Source organism: Agrobacterium deltaense RV3 (assembly GCF_900013505.1).
Taxonomy (GTDB): Bacteria; Pseudomonadota; Alphaproteobacteria; order Rhizobiales; family Rhizobiaceae; genus Agrobacterium; species Agrobacterium leguminum.
Window position 1 is genome coordinate 14,136 of sequence record NZ_LT009745.1, and the last position, 16,929, is coordinate 31,064.

Genomic DNA, 16,929 nt, shown 5'->3' on the forward strand with positions numbered 1-16,929 from the left:
GGAGGGCGACATGGACCCGCTGAGCCCGGAAGAAATCGAACGCTACAAGCGCCATATCCTGTTGCCGGAAATCGGCGGCGTGGGCCAGCAGCGGCTGAAGGCGGCGCGTGTGCTGGTCATCGGGGCCGGCGGTCTCGGCGCTCCTGTCCTGCATTATCTTGCCGCCGCCGGTGTCGGCACGCTCGGCATGATCGATGACGATGTGGTTTCCCTGTCCAATCTGCAGCGACAGGTGATCCACGATACCGGTACGATTGGGGAGCTGAAGACGGAGAGCGCGCGCAAGGCCATCGCCCGGCTCAATCCGCATGTCCGCACGCTTGTTTATGAAGAGCGCTTTTCGCAGGTCTGGGCGCATGACCATCTGCCATCCTTCGATCTTCTGATCGACGGCTCGGACAATTTCGATACGCGTTATACTGCCGCCGATGCGGCGGAGGCTGCGAAAAGACCGTTGGTAACGGGAGCTGTCGGCCGTTTCGATGGTTCGGTGACGGTGCTGAAACCCTATGAGGCGAATGCCGAGGGTGCTCTGCTGCCCGGCTATCGCGACCTGTTTCCGGAACCGCCACCGCAGGGCCTCATTCCCAATTGCGCGGAAACAGGCATTGTCGGCGCGCTGACAGGGGTTATCGGCACGCTTATGGCCATGGAGGCGATCAAGGTTATCACCAGTGCCGGCGAGCCGTTAATCGGCCGTCTGCTCCTCTATGACGCCCTGTCGGCCCGTTTCGAAACCGTGCGATACAAGCGGCGGGCAACTGGGAAGAAACCATGATCGAGATCGCTAAGATCGGGGAAGAATTCAATCGCTGGCAGGAATTGCTGGCACTTATCATGTCCTCCTTCGCCTATATGGATGGCGTCATCGATCCGCCGTCGTCGGCTCATCGCCTGACGCTTGAAAATCTGGCGGAGAAGGCAAGGGTGGAGATCGCTTTCGTGGCGCCTGATGGCGATGAGATTGTCGGCTGCCTGTTTTGCCGGCCGGAGCCGCCCGCCTGTCTTTATGTCGGCAAACTCTGTGTTTCCCCGAAAGCGCAGGGAAAGGGTATAGGCAGGATGCTTCTGGAGCAGGCCGAAGCGCTGGCCCGCGAATTGGCGTTACCGGCGCTGCGGCTGGAAACCCGTATCGAGCTTATCGCCAATCATACCAAATTCGCCGCCTGGGGTTTCGTCAAGACCGCCGAAAACTCCCATGCCGGCTATAATCGCACGACCTCGATCGAAATGACCAAATTCCTCGGCTGAAGCGGCTCAGTTCCGCCCCGGCAGCACCCGGTTCGGCGGCCGGTGGCCATCGAACAGCGTGCGGATGTTGATGATGACCTTATCGCCCATATCGATACGGCCCTCAATCGTCGCAGAGCCCATATGCGGAAGCAGCACGACCTTGCCTTCCTTGGCGAGCTTGATGAGCTTGGGGTTCACCGCAGGCTCATTCTCATAGACATCGAGACCGGCGCCGGCGATCTTGCCTTCGCGCAGGCACTGGATCATCGCCGCTTCATCGATGATATCGCCGCGTGCGGTATTCACGATGTAGCTGGTCGGCTGCATCAGCGCCAGCCGCCGCGCTGAAATCAGGTGATAGGTTGCGGGCGTCGAGGGGCAATTGACGGAGACGATATCCACCCGCGCCAGCATCTGGTCGAGGCTGTCCCAATAGGTCGCCTCAAGCTCCGCTTCCGTCGCTGGATTGACGCGTTTGCGGTTGTGATAATGAATGGAAAGGCCGAAGGCCTTGGCACGCCGCGCAACCGCGGTTCCGATGCGGCCCATGCCGACAATGCCGATGCGCTTGCCGGAAATCCGCCGCCCGAGCATCCAGGTCGGCGACCAGCCCAGCCATTCGTCCGCGCCATTGGCGAGCACCCTTGTACCTTCGATCATACGGCGCGGCACGGCGAGCACCAGCGCCATGGTGATATCGGCGCTGTCCTCGGTCAGTACATTGGGCGTATTGGTGACGGTAATGCCCTTTCGGGCCGCCGCATCCACATCCACATGGTCGATGCCGTTGGAAAAGCTGGCGATCAGCTTCAGTTGCGGCCCTGCCTGCTCGATCATCGCGGCGGTGATGCGGTCGGTGACGGTCGGCACGAGCACGTCCACCCTTCGCATGGCGGCGACAAGCTCCGCCTCGCTGCGCGGGGTATCGTCGATATTCAGTTCGGCATCGAAGAGTTCGCGCATTCTGGTTTCGACGACGTCAGGCAATTTGCGGGTCATATAGACTGTCGGTCTCTTCTTGTGGGTCATCGTTTGCCGCTGCCTTGTTCAGAAGTCATTAACCAGAAAGAGCGATAATTTCTTTCAATCAGGGCGTTTCTACCAGACCCACCGGCGAAGACAAACAAAACTCGCTGAAGCTTGAGGCATGTGGAAACGAGCCTCCTTAAATATCATCCGGTTTGCAGAAGGCGGGAAACGGAAATGGGCATGCGCAGTGTGGTTTCGATCGTTTGCATGGCATTGTCTTTGGGCCTCCTCGGTGCGGCAACCGACGCCATGGCGCAGGGTGCCGCCAAAGGCGCAAGCGGCCTGCCGCTGCCGCGTTTTGTCAGCCTGAAATCCAAGCGCGTCAACATGCGCATCGGACCGAGCACGGATTATGCCGTGTCATGGATGTATCTGAAATCGGGAATGCCGGTGGAAATCATTCAGGAATATGAGAACTGGCGGCGTATCCGCGATGCCGACGGCACGGAAGGCTGGGTCAACCAGGCTCTGCTTTCCGGTGAGCGCACGGCCGTTGCGGCTCCGTGGATGCGTGGCAAGGGTAAGGAAGTTTATGTGAACATGCGCCGTGAGGCGCAGTCGGGCGCTTCCGTCGTTGCGCGGCTTGAGCCGGGCGTCGTCTTCAGGATCGGTGAATGCAATGGCGACTGGTGCCGCGCCGAGGCCGGCCAGGCCTCGGGCTGGGTTTCGCAGGGCGAAATCTGGGGTGCTTACCCCGGTGAAGCCTTTAAATAAGGCCGTGCTTCTCGCCAAGCGCCTTGAGCGATGACATCGGGCGCGGGCCAACCTGCTGAATGACGGCGGCAGCGGCAAGGCAGCCGAGCTTGCCGCAATCTTCAAGCGACCGGTCCTGCGTATAACCGAACAGGAAGCCCGCAGCGAAAAGATCGCCGGCGCCCGTGGTGTCCACCACATCATGCACCGGATAGGCTTCAACCTTCACACGTTCCGTGCCGCGCAGGATGACGGCGCCTTCCTCGCTCATCGTCACCGCTGCGGTCTTGCAGTCGGCTGCGATTTTGGTCAGCGCAAGCTCGAAATCGTCGGTTTCGTAAAGCGAAAGCGCTTCCTGCTTGTTGGCGAAAACAATGTCCACAGTACCCGAACGCATCAGGTCGAGGAATTCGTCGCGATAGCGGCCAACGCAGAAGCTGTCGGACAGCGTCATGGAGACTTCGCGGCCGTTTTCATGGGCAATGCGGGCGCATTCGCGAATGGCGTCCTTGGCGCGCGGCGGGTCCCAAAGGTAACCCTCGAAGTAGGTGACTTTCGTATCCGCCACCACGTCTTCTTCCACGTCTTCAGGACCGAGATCGACGCAGGCGCCGAGATAGGTGTTCATCGAACGCTCACCATCTTCGGTCACGAAGATCATCGAACGCGCAGTCGGCGGGAAGGTGCCTTCCGGCTTGGTTTCGAAATAGACGCCCTGCGCGCGGATATCGTGCTGGAAGATTTCGCCGAGCTGGTCTTGTGCCACCTTGCCGAAATAGGCGGCCTTGCCGCCGAAATTGGCCACACCCGCCGCCGTGTTACCAGCGCTGCCGCCGGAGGCTTCGAGAGCCGGTCCCATCAGCGAGTAAAGCAACTCGGCCCGTTCCGCATCGATGAGGTTCATCGCGCCTTTGGTAATGGCATTGTCGTTGAGGAAGCGATCGTCGCAGCGGGAAATGATGTCGACGATGGCATTGCCGACAGTCAGTACGTCGAATTTCGTCATAGGCCCTATCCGTTTCGCACGGGGTGTGCGTATTTTTCGAAAGGTCTTAAACATTTCTGGCGGCAAGAAAAGCCCAAACAGAAAATATGCCGTTCTCCGCGAGGAGCGAAAACGCGTCATCTGCCTGTAATGTGGTTAAGCTATTTCATTTGTCAGAGCAAAAGGTGTGTGAATGCATACCGGAATGGAAGACATCATGGTCTTCTTGCTCAACCGTTATCTCCGCCACGGATGTACTGGCGGCATATAACGGACATAAAAGGCGGGGGAGACCCCGCTTTTTCTTTTTGGGCAACGTTCGGCCTTGCGAATTTTACGGGCCAAGACGCGCTTTCTGCCCAAAGCGGCTCACGAGTTTTGTCTTTCTTGGACGCGATGTGGCGAAAACAAAGAGTGGGAGCGTTTTCGCGATTCCATTCCCGTGGAAAAGGCTCTAAAGCGGAGTATCTCCCGCAAAGCCGCGAAAGCTTTCCCTCCATGTCTGCCGTTGCCGCGAATGTCGCCCCGATTTTCATTCTCATCCTGATCGGCTGGCTCACCGTCAAGGCCGGTCTCTTCAGGGCCGATGCCGGCGATATTCTCAGCGATTTCGTGTTCAAGATCGCCGTGCCGACCTTGATCTTCCGCACACTTGCGGAAGCGAATTTTCACGGTGCTTCGCCCTTCCGGCTCTGGATCACCTATTTCGCTGGCGTGGCCATCACCTGGACGGTCGGGCATATCGTCACCCGTTATGTCTTCAAGCAGGATGTCCGCATCGCCGTTATCGCCGGCATTTCCTCGGCCTTTGCGAACAATATCTTCATCGGCCTGCCGCTGGTCGGCAGGTCAGTGGGGGATGAGGGGCTGGTCGCTCTCTCCATCCTGCTGGCCATCCATCTACCTGTGATGATGATCGCTGGCACGATCCTGATGGAAAACGCCACGCACAAGGCGGTCGGCGGGGAAAAGCGAAGCATGGCGGCGGTGTTCAAGCAAGTGGGCCGCAATCTCGTTACCAATCCGCTGGTGATCGGCCTTGTCATCGGGCTTTCGACCAATGTTTCCAGCGTGGCGCTGACGCCCATCCTGAAAACCGTGGTCGATCAGATCGCCTCCATGGCGGGGCCGGCGGCGCTTATCTCGCTCGGCATGGCGCTGACGAAATATACCATCCGAGGCAACATGGGCATTGCCGTCACCATGACGGTGTTCAAGCTGCTGCTGCTGCCCGCCTGCGTTTGGGCAATGGGTCATGCGCTCGGTCTCAGCCGGGAATGGACTGCGGCGCTCGTGCTTACCTCGTCGGTGCCGACTGGGGTCAATGCCTGGCTTATCGCCAATCGCTTCGGCATCGGCCACAGCGTTGCCGCCTCCACCATCAGCATTTCCACAGCGACCGGCGTTCTCTCCGTGTCGCTATGGGCATGGCTGCTGAGTTGATTTCTGCCGAGTTGATTATTTCTGGGCGCTCATAATCTTGAAGCGGGCATTGCGGCACACCTCAGTGCTGGTGCGGAATTCCGCCGCGAGCACCGGCTCATAGGGCATGCCGCGATTGGCGACCATCAGCAGCTTGCCGCCGCTGCGCAGCGCGCCGGCGGCAGCCTTGATGAAGGCTTGGCCCAGGGCAGGTTCTGCTGCCTGCCCCGCCGCATGGAAAGGCGGGTTCATGATGATGAGGTCGTATTTTTCCTTCGGCGGCTCGTTTGCCAGGTCCTGCCAGAAGAAGCGCGCCGTCAGCCTCGGATTGTTTTCGAGAAGATTGGTTTTGGCGAATTCCAGCGCATTCCAGTCCGCCTCGAACAGATCGATACGGGCCGTGCGCGGCGATTTCTCGGCCAGCATGACGGAAAGATAACCCCAGCCGGCACCGAAATCGGCGGCGTTGCCGTCAAAATCTGTGGGCAGGCGCGATGCGAGCAGTTCCGAGCCGTCATCCACGCGGTCATGGGAGAACATGCCGGGCAGGGCGGTGAAGCGGCCTTCGACCGTCACCGGCTTCTGGGCGAGCTTCGACATGGCAGATGCAATATCGTCCGGCCGTTTGAACCAGAGGGCGACGCCGTGATACTTCGGCGTGGATTCCGCCTCGATGCCAAGCTTTGCCAGCGTCTTGCGCAGCGTCACGATGCCGTCTTCCTTCGATCCGGCCGCGACGATCGGGCCTCCGGCCTTCACGCGCGAAAGCGCTTCGGCGACGCGGTTTTCATTCTCGCCGCGATGTTTGCCGCAAAGCAGCAGCGCCGCATCGTAATTCTCGCCCGAAATATCCGGTGTCACTTCCGCACCCTGAGCCTGCAGAGCACGATAAAGCGGCCGTAGATGCTGAACCGCGACGATCTCCGCGTCAAAACCGTCAAGCCGGGGACCGGCTTCCGCTCCCAGAAACAGAACGCGTTCGCCCTCTTTCGGCATGGAAAGCATGTCCGAGGCAAAGGGATGGAAAAGGGTTTTCACGGCGTCACGGCTCATGGGAGCATCCTTAAGGTCGAATAGAAAAAAGGCGCGGGCAAAACCCGCGCCTCGATAGGGTCTGGCGGCGCGGCCTTATTCGGCAGCGGCTTCGCCGTCTTCCTTCTTTTTGTCGGCAGCGACTTCCTTGCCGGTTGCCTGGTCGACAACCTTCATGGACAGGCGAACCTTGCCACGCTCGTCGAAGCCCATCAGCTTCACCCAGACCTTGTCGCCTTCCTTGACGACGTCAGAGGTCTTGGCGACACGCTCGGAAGCGAGCTGCGAGATGTGGACGAGGCCGTCACGGGCACCGAAGAAGTTGACGAAAGCGCCGAAGTCAGCGGTCTTCACAACCGTGCCTTCGTAGATCTGGCCGACTTCCGGTTCCGCAACGATGGAGTGGATCCACTTGCGGGCCGCTTCGATTTCCTTGCCGGAAGAAGAAGCGATCTTGACGGTGCCGTCGTCTTCGATGTTGATCTTCGCACCGGTCTTTTCGACGATTTCGCGAATGACCTTGCCGCCGGAACCGATGACTTCACGGATCTTGTCGACCGGAATGTTCATCACTTCGATGCGCGGTGCGAATTCGCCGAGCTGGCTGCGGCTCTCGGTGATGGCATTGGCCATTTCGCCGAGGATGTGCTTGCGGCCACCCTGTGCCTGCTCCAGAGCGATCTTCATGATCTCTTCGGTGATGCCGGCGATCTTGATGTCCATCTGCAGCGAGGTGATGCCGTCGGCCGTACCCGCAACCTTGAAGTCCATGTCGCCGAGGTGGTCTTCGTCGCCGAGGATGTCGGAGAGCACCGCAAAGCGCTCGCCTTCAAGGATGAGGCCCATGGCGATACCGGCAACCGGCTTGGCCAGCGGAACGCCGGCATCCATCAGTGCGAGCGAGGTGCCGCAAACCGTTGCCATCGACGAGGAGCCGTTGGACTCGGTGATTTCGGAAACGACGCGCAGCGTGTAGGGGAACTGTTCCGCAGTCGGCAGCATCGGGCGGATAGCGCGCCATGCGAGCTTGCCATGGCCGATTTCGCGACGGCCCGGGGAACCCATGCGGCCTGTTTCGCCGACCGAGTAGGGCGGGAAGTTGTAGTGCAGCAGGAAGCGTTCCTTGTACATGCCGGTGAGGCTGTCGACATACTGCTCGTCTTCGCCGGTGCCGAGGGTCGCGACAACGATCGCCTGGGTTTCACCGCGGGTGAACAGCGCCGAACCGTGGGTGCGCGGCAGCAGGCCAACTTCCGAGATGATCGGACGAACGGTCGATAGGTCGCGGCCATCGATACGGCTCTTGGTGTCGAGAACGTTCCAGCGAACGATTTTTGCCTGAAGGTGCTTGAAGACAGCGCCGATTTCTTCCGGCGTGTACTTGGCTTCGCCTTCTTCCGGCAGGAAGTGCGCCTTCACCTTTGCCTTAACTGCGTCGACGGCGGCGTAGCGGGCTGCCTTTTCGGTGATCTTGTAGGCATCGCGCAGTTCGGCTTCGGCGAGCGCCAGCATTTCGTTTTCGAGCGCGGAGAAATCTTCCGGTTCGAATTCGCGCGGTTCCTTGGCAGCAACTTCGGCGAGCTTGATGATCGCGTCGATAACCGGCTGGAAGCCGCGATGACCGAACATGACGGCACCGAGCATGATTTCTTCGTTGAGTTCCTTGGCCTCGGACTCAACCATCAAAACGGCGTCCTGCGTACCGGCAACGACGAGGTCGAGAACAGACTCGTCCATTTCGTCCAGATGCGGGTTAAGAACATACTCACCGTTGATGTAGCCAACGCGCGCGCCGCCAACCGGTCCCATGAAGGGAACGCCAGAGAGCGTCAGCGCTGCGGAAGCCGCAACCATCGACAGGACGTCCGGGTTGTTTTCCAGATCGTGCTGGATGACGGTGACGACGACCTGCGTGTCGTTCTTGTAGCCTTCCGGGAAAAGCGGGCGGATCGGACGGTCGATCAGGCGCGAAACCAGCGTTTCGTTTTCGCTCGGACGGCCTTCGCGCTTGAAGTAACCACCGGGGATCTTGCCGGCTGCGTAGGTCTTTTCCTGATAGTTGACTGTCAGCGGGAAGAAGTCCTGGCCGGGCTTCGGAGACTTTGCGGAAACCACGGTCGCGAGAACCATCGTCTCGCCGTAGGTTGCGATGACGGCGCCGTCAGCCTGACGGGCAACCTTGCCGGTCTCGAGCTTCAGCGGGCGGCCTGCCCATTCGATTTCCACGGAGTGTTGATTGAACATATCTTGTCCTTGGTTGTGGCTGCCCGCTCCGGCGTCGTGACCGGCGGAAGCAGCGCTGTGACTCAATCACGGGCAAGACAGCGGGAGGCTTCGAAAAGCAAGCATCCGGCAATCCTGCCCCATGACAGGTCTGCGGTTGAAAAAGGCGGCGCCGGCCCATCCGGGTCACCCTTATCGTCCGGGGGCCACATCAGCGGCGAACGCCCGGAAATTCATGCGGCCTCACAAGACCGGATATAAAAACCGGCGGGCATCGTTGCGAAACCCGCCGGAGAAGTTATTAGCGGCGAATGCCGAGAGCACCGATCAGCTTGGTGTAACGGGCTTCGTCCTTCTTCTTCAGATAGTCGAGAAGCGAACGACGGCTCGAAACCAGCGTCAGAAGGCCACGACGGGAGTGGTTGTCCTTCTTGTGGTCCTTGAAGTGACCGGTCAGGTTGTTGATCCGCTCGGTCAGGATTGCGACCTGAACTTCCGGCGAACCGGTGTCGCCTTCCTTCGTGGCATATTCCTTGATGAGGGCGGCTTTGCGCTCTGCAGTAATCGACATCGGACGATCCTTTCTGTTTTAAGGAAAAATGGGACGCCTAAAGCCGGGATGTCGTCCAGCTCTGGCCATTCAGCAGCATAGGCAAAGCCCAAGCTGGCGCTGCCTATAAACTATTCCGGGTGCAATTGAAAGAGGCGATTGACAGCCCCTCTCGAGCCTTGACTTAGCCGAAAACGCGCTTCGGCCGGAATTCGCCTTCGCCGATTTCGCCAATGGCGACGAGCTTGCCATGCGCGGTGGCATAGGCTTCCGGATGGTTGGCCGGTGCATCGCGCCCGCGCAGCAGTATGGGGTTGCCCATTTTCAGCCGGTGCGCCTGGTCGTCGTTGATGATGAGGCGGGGAAGGGCGGAAAGCGCCTCGGCCGTGTCGATCAGGAAGGCATCCAGCGCCTCCAGTCGTTCGTCGCGATCCTCCACGGCTTCCAGCGCCGTCAACGTTTCGAGCGGCACCATCATGTCTTCACCGAAGGGGGCGACCATGGTGCGGCGCAGTTCCGAAATATGGCCGAAACAGCCGAGATCGCGGCCCATGTCGCGCGCCAGCGCCCGCACATAAGTGCCCTTGCCGCATTCCACTTCGAAATGCGCGGTGTTGGCGTCCGGACTGGCAAGCAGCGTCAGGCGATGGATCTCCACTTCACGTGCGGGAATTTCCACCGTCTCGCCGTCACGCGCCAGATCGTAGGCGCGCTCGCCGGCGATCTTGATGGCGGAAAATTGCGGCGGTGTCTGGAGGATCACGCCGGTATAATTGGGCAGGATATCGCGGATCGCCTGTTCATCCGGGCGTTGATCGGAGGAATCGACCACTTCGCCTTCCAGATCGTCGGTCGAGCGTTGCTCGCCCCAGGTGACGGTAAACTCGTAGATTTTCCGGCCGTCCATCACGTAGGGCACGGTTTTGGTGGCATCGCCAAGCGCGATGGGCAGCATTCCGGAAGCGAGCGGATCGAGCGTGCCGGCATGGCCGGCCTTCTGGGCGTTGAACAGCCATTTGATCTTGGAAACGGCCTCGGTCGAGCCGAAATCCAGCGGCTTGTCGAGAATGAGCCAACCGGAAATCGGGCGGCCCTTGGGTTTACGGTTCTGCTGTTTGCGTGGTTTGGACATGCTTCAGTTCTGTTCGTCGTCTTTTTCGTTCGAAGGTCCAAGATCGCGCTGTACTTCGGGCGAGCGCAGAAGCGCGTCGATCTTCTGGTAATTGTCGAAACTCGTATCATCGCGGAAACGCAGTTCCGGCATGTATTTCATCTGCCGAAGCTGCGGGCCGAGACGGCCGCGCATGTATTTTGCATGGCGGTTCAGGGCGCTGATGATATCGGTGTGGTCGGCAACGCCGAGCGGCGTCACGTAGGCGGTGGCGATCTTCAGATCGGGCGACATGCGCACTTCCGAAATGGAAATGACGGTGCTTTCGATCAGATCGTCGCGGACTTCACCGCGCTGGAGAATCTGGGTCAGTGCGGCGCGCACCTGTTCGCCGACGCGCAGCATGCGTTGCGAAGGGGCCGATGATGTAGCTTTTGCCATTGGTTATGCCTCAAACGGAGCGAGCGCCGGTAAGCCGGCGCCCGACAGTAAATTCCTGTTTTGCGGCGAGAACGCTCTTTGTTCTAATCGCATTTCCGGACGGAAAACCGGGGTCCACTTTCCTTGGAATGCTTTAGAGCGTTCTCGTGATGTGTTCGACGCGGAAGCACTCGATGGTGTCGCCGGCGCGGATGTCTTCGTAGTTTTCGAAGGCCATACCGCATTCCTGACCGACCGGCACTTCTGCCACTTCGTCCTTGAAGCGCTTGAGGGTCTTGAGCTTGCCTTCGTGGATGACGACGTTGTCGCGTACCAGACGCACACCCGCACCACGCTCCACCTTGCCTTCGACGACGCGGCAACCTGCGACCTTGCCGACCTTGGTGATGTTGAACACCTCGAGGATTTCCGCGTTGCCGAGGAAGGTCTCGCGACGCTCCGGCGAAAGCAGGCCCGACATCGCTGCCTTCACGTCATCCACCAGATCGTAGATGATGTTGTAGTAGCGGATCTCGATGCCGGCGCGTTCGGAAGCCGTACGTGCCTGTGCGTTGGCGCGAACGTTGAAGCCGATGATCGCGGCGTTGGATGCCTCGGCAAGCGAGATATCCGATTCCGTGATGGCGCCAGCGCCCGAGTGAACGATACGAGCGCGGACTTCGTCGGTGCCGAGCTTGTCGAGCGAAGCGATAATGGCTTCGACCGAACCCTGCACGTCTGCCTTGATGACCAGCGGGAATTCCTTCATTCCCGAAGTCTGCAGCTGGCTCATCATCTGTTCCAGCGAACCGCGCTGGCCGGTCTGACGTGCGACAGCCTTGTCACGTGCCAGACGCTGGCGGTACTCGGAAATCTCGCGAGCGCGGCTTTCGTTTTCGACAACCGCGAAACGGTCACCGGCAGATGGCGTGCCGGAAAGACCGAGAATCTCGACAGGCATGGCCGGACCGGCTTCCTTGACGTGTTCACCCTTGTCGTTGACGAGGGCGCGAACGCGGCCCCACTGGTCGCCGGCCACGATGATCTGACCAGGCTTCAGCGTACCCTTCTGCACGAGAACTGTGGCGACGGCACCACGGCCGCGGTCGAGTTCCGCTTCGATGACGGTACCTTCTGCGGTACGGTTCGGATCTGCCTTGAGGTCGAGAATTTCCGCCTGCAGCAGGATCGCTTCAAGCAGTTTGTCGAGACCGAGCTGTTTCTTGGCGGAAACTTCCACGTCAAGCACTTCACCGCCCATCGATTCCACGAACACTTCGTGCTGCAGAAGCTGCTGGCGAACCTTTTCGGGGTTTGCCTCGTGCTTGTCGATCTTGTTGATCGCAACGACGATCGGAACACCGGCCGCCTTGGCATGGTTGATGGACTCGATCGTCTGCGGCATCACGCTGTCATCAGCGGCGACCACCAGAACGGCGATATCCGTCGCCTGCGCACCGCGGGCACGCATGGCCGTAAAGGCGGCGTGGCCGGGGGTATCGATGAAGGTGATCTTCTGGCCGTTCTTTTCGACCTGATACGCACCGATATGCTGGGTGATGCCACCGGCTTCGCCCGCAACCACATTCGCCTGACGAATGGCGTCGAGCAGCGAGGTCTTGCCGTGGTCGACGTGGCCCATGATCGTGACAACCGGCGGACGCGGCAGCATTTCGCCTTCGTCGTCTGCCTGGTTGAAGATGCCTTCTTCCACGTCGGATTCAGAAACGCGCTTGACGGTGTGGCCGAATTCGACGGCGATCAGTTCCGCCAGATCGGCGTCGATCACGTCGCCCGGCTTCATCATCTGGCCTTCCTTCATCAGGAACTTGATGACGTCGACGGCGCGTTCGGACATGCGCTGCGACAGTTCCTGAATGGTGATGGTTTCCGGCAGGATCACTTCGCGCATGACCTTTTCACGGGTCTCCTGCATCTGGCTGCGGCGGAATTTTTCCTGGCGGCGGCGCATGGATGCCATGGAGCGTCCGCGCGGCGTGCCGTCTTCATCCAGGTTGGACGAGGTGACGGTCAGCTTGCCGCGACGGCGTTCTTCTTCCGTCTTCAGGCGTGCAGCCGGCTTTGCCGGTGCAGGCGCGGCGACCTTGCCACGAACCGGCAGGTTGCCACGGCGTGCACCGCGATCGTCCTCGTCGTCGCCATCGGTACGACGTCCGCGTGGAGCAGCGGTTTCGGGAGTTGCGCGAGAAGGGGCGGCAGCGGCGGGCTGAGGACGAGCCTCGGCGCGCGGCGCCGGCTGGGCGGCGGCAGCCGGCTTTTCATCGACCGGTTCCGACTTTGCTTCCACGGCGGGCTGGCTTGCGGCCAGCTTGGCGGCTGCGGCCTCTTCGACGGCACGGCGTGCGGCCTCTTCCTTTTCGGCGGCGATGCGGCGCTCTTCTTCCACCTTGCGGCGCGCTTCGTCTTCGGCGCGCTGCTTGGCTTCGATCACGTCGCGGGCCTGTGCTTCCATCAGAGCGCGGCGGCGGGCTTCCATCTCGCCTGCCGAAAGGTCGTGCAGGACGTTGCCGCGCGGACGCTCAGGCTGGCGCTGCTGCGGTGCGGACGCGCCGGGACGCTGCTGCGGCTGGGAGGAACCCGGACGCTGCTGCTGGCCGCTTGGCTGGTGGATGCGCTGCTGCGGCGCCTGCGGACGCGGTGCTGCCGCGGCGGCAGGAGCGGCCGGCTTCGGAGCGGGCGCTGCAACCGAATGAACCTGCTTCTCGTCTTCAGGACGCATGGGGCGGCGCTTGCGTGTTTCCACGACAACCGCGTTCGTGCGACCTCGACCCATATCCTGCCGCACGGTGCCCTGATTCATCCCGCCCGGCTTGAGGGTGAGAGTCTTCTTAGGCTGTGCGTTAAGTGTCTTGTCGTCGTTGTTGTCGGTCATTCCGTTCCCGTTCCTTCGGACGAGAACCGGATGACGTTCATCAGGTCTCGTCGTTCAATTGCTGCATCGGAACGCGGCGACCGTTCATGTCGGGCAACCGCGTCATTGTTCTGTCCGGGCAGCGTCGCGTTCCGCCTGAGATTGGCCGCCAAGGCGGTACCGCTCAAGCATCGTTGCGCGCTTCACTACACCCTCACCCGCCTGCCCTGCAAGCGCGCAGGCATGGATAAAAGCATTCTGGCCCATCAACTCGTCCATTTCGGCGCCGCTGAAGAGCCGGAAGGACGGAATTTCATTGCCGGCATCGCTGCCGAGTGCCCAGGCCTTGCGGGCCTGGTCCAGTTTTCTGACGCCGTCAGCCGCAGCATCGGTTGCATGAAACACGGCAATCGCGTGTCCCGAACGGACGGCGGCGTCGACTTTCATCGCGCCGCTGATGAACTGGCCCGCCTTGCGCGCCATGTTCATCATGCCTGCAAGCTGCTGCGCCATCAGCCGGTCGAGAAGAGCAAGAAGCTCCGGCCCGGCCTTGACGTCGCGTTTGAGAGCCCGTGCGAAGAGCTTCTTCGCGATGGCTTTCTCGATCAGGGCGCGCTCGGGTGTTACCCAGCAACCGCGCCCCGGCAATTGGCGTTTCAGGTCCGGAACGACGTTGCCGTCCGGGCCTGCGACGAAGCGGATCAGCTCATCCGGCGATCCGCTCTGCCGTGTCACAATGCACATACGTCCGTTGACGTCGCCCTTGATCCGCCCGTCATCGTCAGTCTCGGGCAGATCGTCCGGCTCATGCGCCTGCGATGTCATTCCTGCTCGGCGGTATCCGCCTCCTCGGCAGCCTCAGGATCGGCTTCCTCTGCGGAAGCAAGCTCCTCGGCGGTGATCCAGCCTGCCAGAAGACGGGCCTGCACCACCATGTTCTCGGCTTCGACGCGCGAAACATCGAGCTTGGAGAAGATGCCTTCGAACTTCTTGGTCTCGCCGTCCTTGCGCTCGCTCCAGCCGACCAGGTCGTCCGCCGCGCAACCGGCAAAGTCCTCGATGGTCTTGATGCCGTCTTCACCCAGCGCCACCATCATTTGCGAGGTCAGGCCGTCAATCTGGCGCAGCTCGTCGGAAACGCCGAGTTCCTTGCGCTTGGCGTCCATTTCGGCTTCCAGGCGCTCCAGATATTCGCGGGCGCGGGTCTGGATTTCATCGGCGGTGTCCTCATCGAAACCGTCGATCGAGGAAATTTCGTCGAGATCGACATAGGCCAGCTCTTCGACCTGCGCGAAGCCTTCGGAGGCCAGAACCTGACCGACCATTTCGTCGACATCGAGCGCTTCCATGAAGAGTGCCGTGCGCTCGTTGAATTCCTTCTGGCGGCGCTCGGATTCTTCCTGTTCGGTCATGATGTCGATATCCCAGCCGGTCAGCTGAGACGCCAGACGCACGTTCTGGCCGCGACGGCCGATGGCGAGCGACAGCTGCTCATCCGGAACCACCACTTCGATGCGCTCGGATTCCTCATCCAGAACGACCTTGGCGACTTCCGCCGGCTGCAGGGCGTTGACGATGAAGGAGGCCGGTTCCTGGCTCCACGGAATGATATCGATCTTTTCGCCCTGGAGTTCGCCGACAACGGCCTGAACGCGCGAACCGCGCATACCGACGCAGGCGCCGACCGGATCGATCGACGAGTCGTTGGAGATGACGGCGATCTTGGCGCGCGAACCGGGATCACGGGCAACCGACTTGATCTGGATGATGCCGTCGTAAATTTCCGGAACTTCCATGGTGAAGAGCTTCACCATGAACTGCGGATGGGTACGCGACAGGAAAATCTGCGGGCCACGCTGTTCGCGGCGAACGTCGTAGACGTAAGCGCGCACGCGGTCGCCGTAACGCATGTTTTCCCGCGGGATCATCTCGTCACGACGGATGATGCCTTCGCCACGGCCGAGATCGACGATGACATTGCCATATTCAACGCGCTTGACGGTGCCGTTGACGATTTCGCCGATGCGGTCCTTGAACTCGTCATACTGGCGGTCACGCTCGGCTTCGCGCACCTTCTGCACGATGACCTGCTTGGCGGACTGGGCGGCGATACGGCCGAAATCCATCGGCGGCAGCGGGTCGGCAATGAAGTCGCCGAGCTTGGCATCCGGGTTGCGGTCGCGGGCAAGCTCCAGCGGGATCTGGGTCGAATAATCCTCGGCGGCCTCGACAACTTCCAGAAGACGCTGCAGGCGGATTTCGCCGGTCTTGGAGTTGATGTCGGCGCGGATGTTGGTTTCCGAACCATAGCGCGAGCGGGCGGCTTTCTGGATAGCGTCGGCCATTGCGGCAAGCACGATTTCGCGGTCGATGACCTTTTCGCGCGCCACAGCATCGGCGATCTGCAGAAGCTCAAGCCGGTTAGCACTCACTGCCATTTTTCTATCTCCGTAAGTCGCATGATTGCGGGGTTCGCCCTTGTTTCCGGGCTTTACGTTGGAATTAGTCTTCGTCTGCTTCGTTTTCGTCGTTCTGGTTTGCGGCGGCGGCCTTGGCCGCCTTGTCTGCCCGCAGCGCATCACGAATAAGATCGTCCGTCAGAATGAGCTTCGCATCCGAAAGCGCGCTGAACGGAATGATGACTGTCGGTTCCTCGCCATAGGCGATCTGGTCGCGTTCCAGCTTGAAGCCGTCCGCATTGACCTCGACGATCTTGCCGCGAAACCGCTTGCGGTTCTCGACCAGAATGGAGGTTTCGACCTTCACCAGATGACCCTGCCAGCGGGTGAAATCCGATTTGCGAACCATCGGCCGGTCGATGCCGGGCGAGGAAACTTCGAGATGATACGCTTTATCGACCGGATCTTCCACATCAAGAACCGGTGAAATCGCCATGGAGACGGCTTCGCAGTCCTCGACGGTCATGGTGCCGTCTTCGCGCTCGGCCATGATCTGAAGCGTCATGCCGTTCTGGTTGGAGAGCCGCACGCGCACCAGAAGATATCCCATGCCCGTCAAAACAGGCTCGATGATCTCGGCGATACGCTGGTCGATGCCCGTTTCGGTTATCAGTCGCGGTTCATGTGCGGTGTCTGCCATCTGGCCTTCCGGTCTTTGATGTTCACCGGGCCTTCTGCCCGTCGTTTCCGGTTCGCCTAACGAAAAAGAGCGGAGCCTTGCGGCCCCACTCTTCATCAAGCGATCAAGAATTTCAGGGGTCATATAGACCCATCGGGGCGGGATTGCAAGGTTTTAGCGGGCTCTTCCGCTTCGGGTGCCGCCTCCGTCACATTTTCACCCTTACCATGTCGGAAAGGCTGGCATGATCGCTGGCACTGTCTATAGTTGCCTTTTGACAA

At 60.5% G+C, this 16,929-nt stretch carries 15 protein-coding genes; 4 read left to right on the forward strand and 11 right to left on the reverse strand.

All coding sequences use genetic code 11. The features are described 5' to 3' along the window. Positions 1-10 precede the first annotated feature (10 nt). Positions 11-778: a molybdopterin-synthase adenylyltransferase MoeB gene (locus AGR7B_RS00065; protein WP_080856928.1), complete on the forward strand. Its 768-nt coding sequence runs from the start codon at positions 11-13 to the stop codon at positions 776-778. Then, complete coding sequence (locus AGR7B_RS00070; RefSeq protein ID WP_080855743.1) at positions 775-1,251, forward strand: GNAT family N-acetyltransferase; 477 nt, start codon at positions 775-777, stop codon at positions 1,249-1,251. Before AGR7B_RS00065 ends, AGR7B_RS00070 begins: the two co-directional genes overlap by 4 nt. Before the next feature lie 6 nt (positions 1,252-1,257). Here the strand turns inward: AGR7B_RS00070 and AGR7B_RS00075 are convergent, their stop codons facing one another. Continuing rightward, the gene (locus AGR7B_RS00075; protein ID WP_080855744.1) at positions 1,258-2,262 is read right to left on the reverse strand and encodes a 2-hydroxyacid dehydrogenase; all 1,005 of its coding nucleotides are present in this window, start codon (positions 2,260-2,262) and stop codon (positions 1,258-1,260) included. 180 nt (positions 2,263-2,442) lie between these two features. Between AGR7B_RS00075 and AGR7B_RS00080 the strand changes: the two genes are divergently transcribed. Next, the gene (locus AGR7B_RS00080; protein ID WP_162934144.1) at positions 2,443-2,976 is read left to right on the forward strand and encodes an SH3 domain-containing protein; all 534 of its coding nucleotides are present in this window, start codon (positions 2,443-2,445) and stop codon (positions 2,974-2,976) included. Here AGR7B_RS00080 and AGR7B_RS00085 read toward each other — a convergent pair. Next, positions 2,969-3,961 carry an adenosine kinase gene (locus AGR7B_RS00085; protein WP_080855746.1) on the reverse strand — a complete coding sequence of 331 codons (993 nt, stop codon included), beginning with the start codon at positions 3,959-3,961 and terminating at the stop codon, positions 2,969-2,971. The genes AGR7B_RS00080 and AGR7B_RS00085 overlap by 8 nt on opposite strands. Positions 3,962-4,438: 477 nt before the next feature. Here AGR7B_RS00085 and AGR7B_RS00090 point away from each other — a divergent pair, with 477 nt between their 5' ends. Then, positions 4,439-5,383, forward strand: coding sequence for an AEC family transporter (locus AGR7B_RS00090; RefSeq protein WP_080855747.1), 945 nt, complete (start codon positions 4,439-4,441; stop codon positions 5,381-5,383). 15 nt (positions 5,384-5,398) lie between these two features. On the opposite strand, the gene AGR7B_RS00095 is transcribed toward AGR7B_RS00090, so the two are convergent. From AGR7B_RS00095 to rimP, 9 genes are all read right to left on the reverse strand, one after another. Then, positions 5,399-6,415, reverse strand: coding sequence for a class I SAM-dependent methyltransferase (locus AGR7B_RS00095; protein ID WP_080855748.1), 1,017 nt, complete (start codon positions 6,413-6,415; stop codon positions 5,399-5,401). Between the two features lie 75 nt (positions 6,416-6,490). Beyond that, positions 6,491-8,638, reverse strand: a complete 2,148-nt coding sequence (pnp, locus tag AGR7B_RS00100; protein WP_065656375.1) for a polyribonucleotide nucleotidyltransferase — start codon at positions 8,636-8,638, stop codon at positions 6,491-6,493. Positions 8,639-8,918: 280 nt separating this feature from the next. Further along, a complete protein-coding gene (rpsO, locus tag AGR7B_RS00105) occupies positions 8,919-9,188 on the reverse strand; it encodes a 30S ribosomal protein S15 (protein ID WP_004439050.1) in 270 nt (89 codons plus the stop codon). 163 nt (positions 9,189-9,351) lie between these two features. Beyond that, on the reverse strand, positions 9,352-10,299 hold the full coding sequence (truB, locus tag AGR7B_RS00110; RefSeq protein WP_080855749.1) for a tRNA pseudouridine(55) synthase TruB: 948 nt from the start codon (positions 10,297-10,299) through the stop codon (positions 9,352-9,354). A 3-nt stretch (positions 10,300-10,302) separates the two neighbouring features. Continuing rightward, on the reverse strand, positions 10,303-10,719 hold the full coding sequence (gene rbfA / locus AGR7B_RS00115) for a 30S ribosome-binding factor RbfA (protein ID WP_065656377.1): 417 nt from the start codon (positions 10,717-10,719) through the stop codon (positions 10,303-10,305). Positions 10,720-10,852: 133 nt separating this feature from the next. Next, complete coding sequence (infB, locus tag AGR7B_RS00120; protein WP_080855750.1) at positions 10,853-13,591, reverse strand: translation initiation factor IF-2; 2,739 nt, start codon at positions 13,589-13,591, stop codon at positions 10,853-10,855. 102 nt (positions 13,592-13,693) lie between these two features. Further along, entirely contained in the window at positions 13,694-14,395 is a 702-nt protein-coding gene (locus tag AGR7B_RS00125) for an RNA-binding protein (RefSeq protein WP_080855751.1), read from the reverse strand. Beyond that, positions 14,392-16,008 carry a transcription termination factor NusA gene (gene nusA, locus AGR7B_RS00130; protein WP_059758923.1) on the reverse strand — a complete coding sequence of 539 codons (1,617 nt, stop codon included), beginning with the start codon at positions 16,006-16,008 and terminating at the stop codon, positions 14,392-14,394. Before nusA ends, AGR7B_RS00125 begins: the two co-directional genes overlap by 4 nt. Positions 16,009-16,072: 64 nt before the next feature. Next, on the reverse strand, positions 16,073-16,669 hold the full coding sequence (gene rimP / locus AGR7B_RS00135; RefSeq protein WP_059758925.1) for a ribosome maturation factor RimP: 597 nt from the start codon (positions 16,667-16,669) through the stop codon (positions 16,073-16,075). Positions 16,670-16,929: the final 260 nt, after the last annotated feature.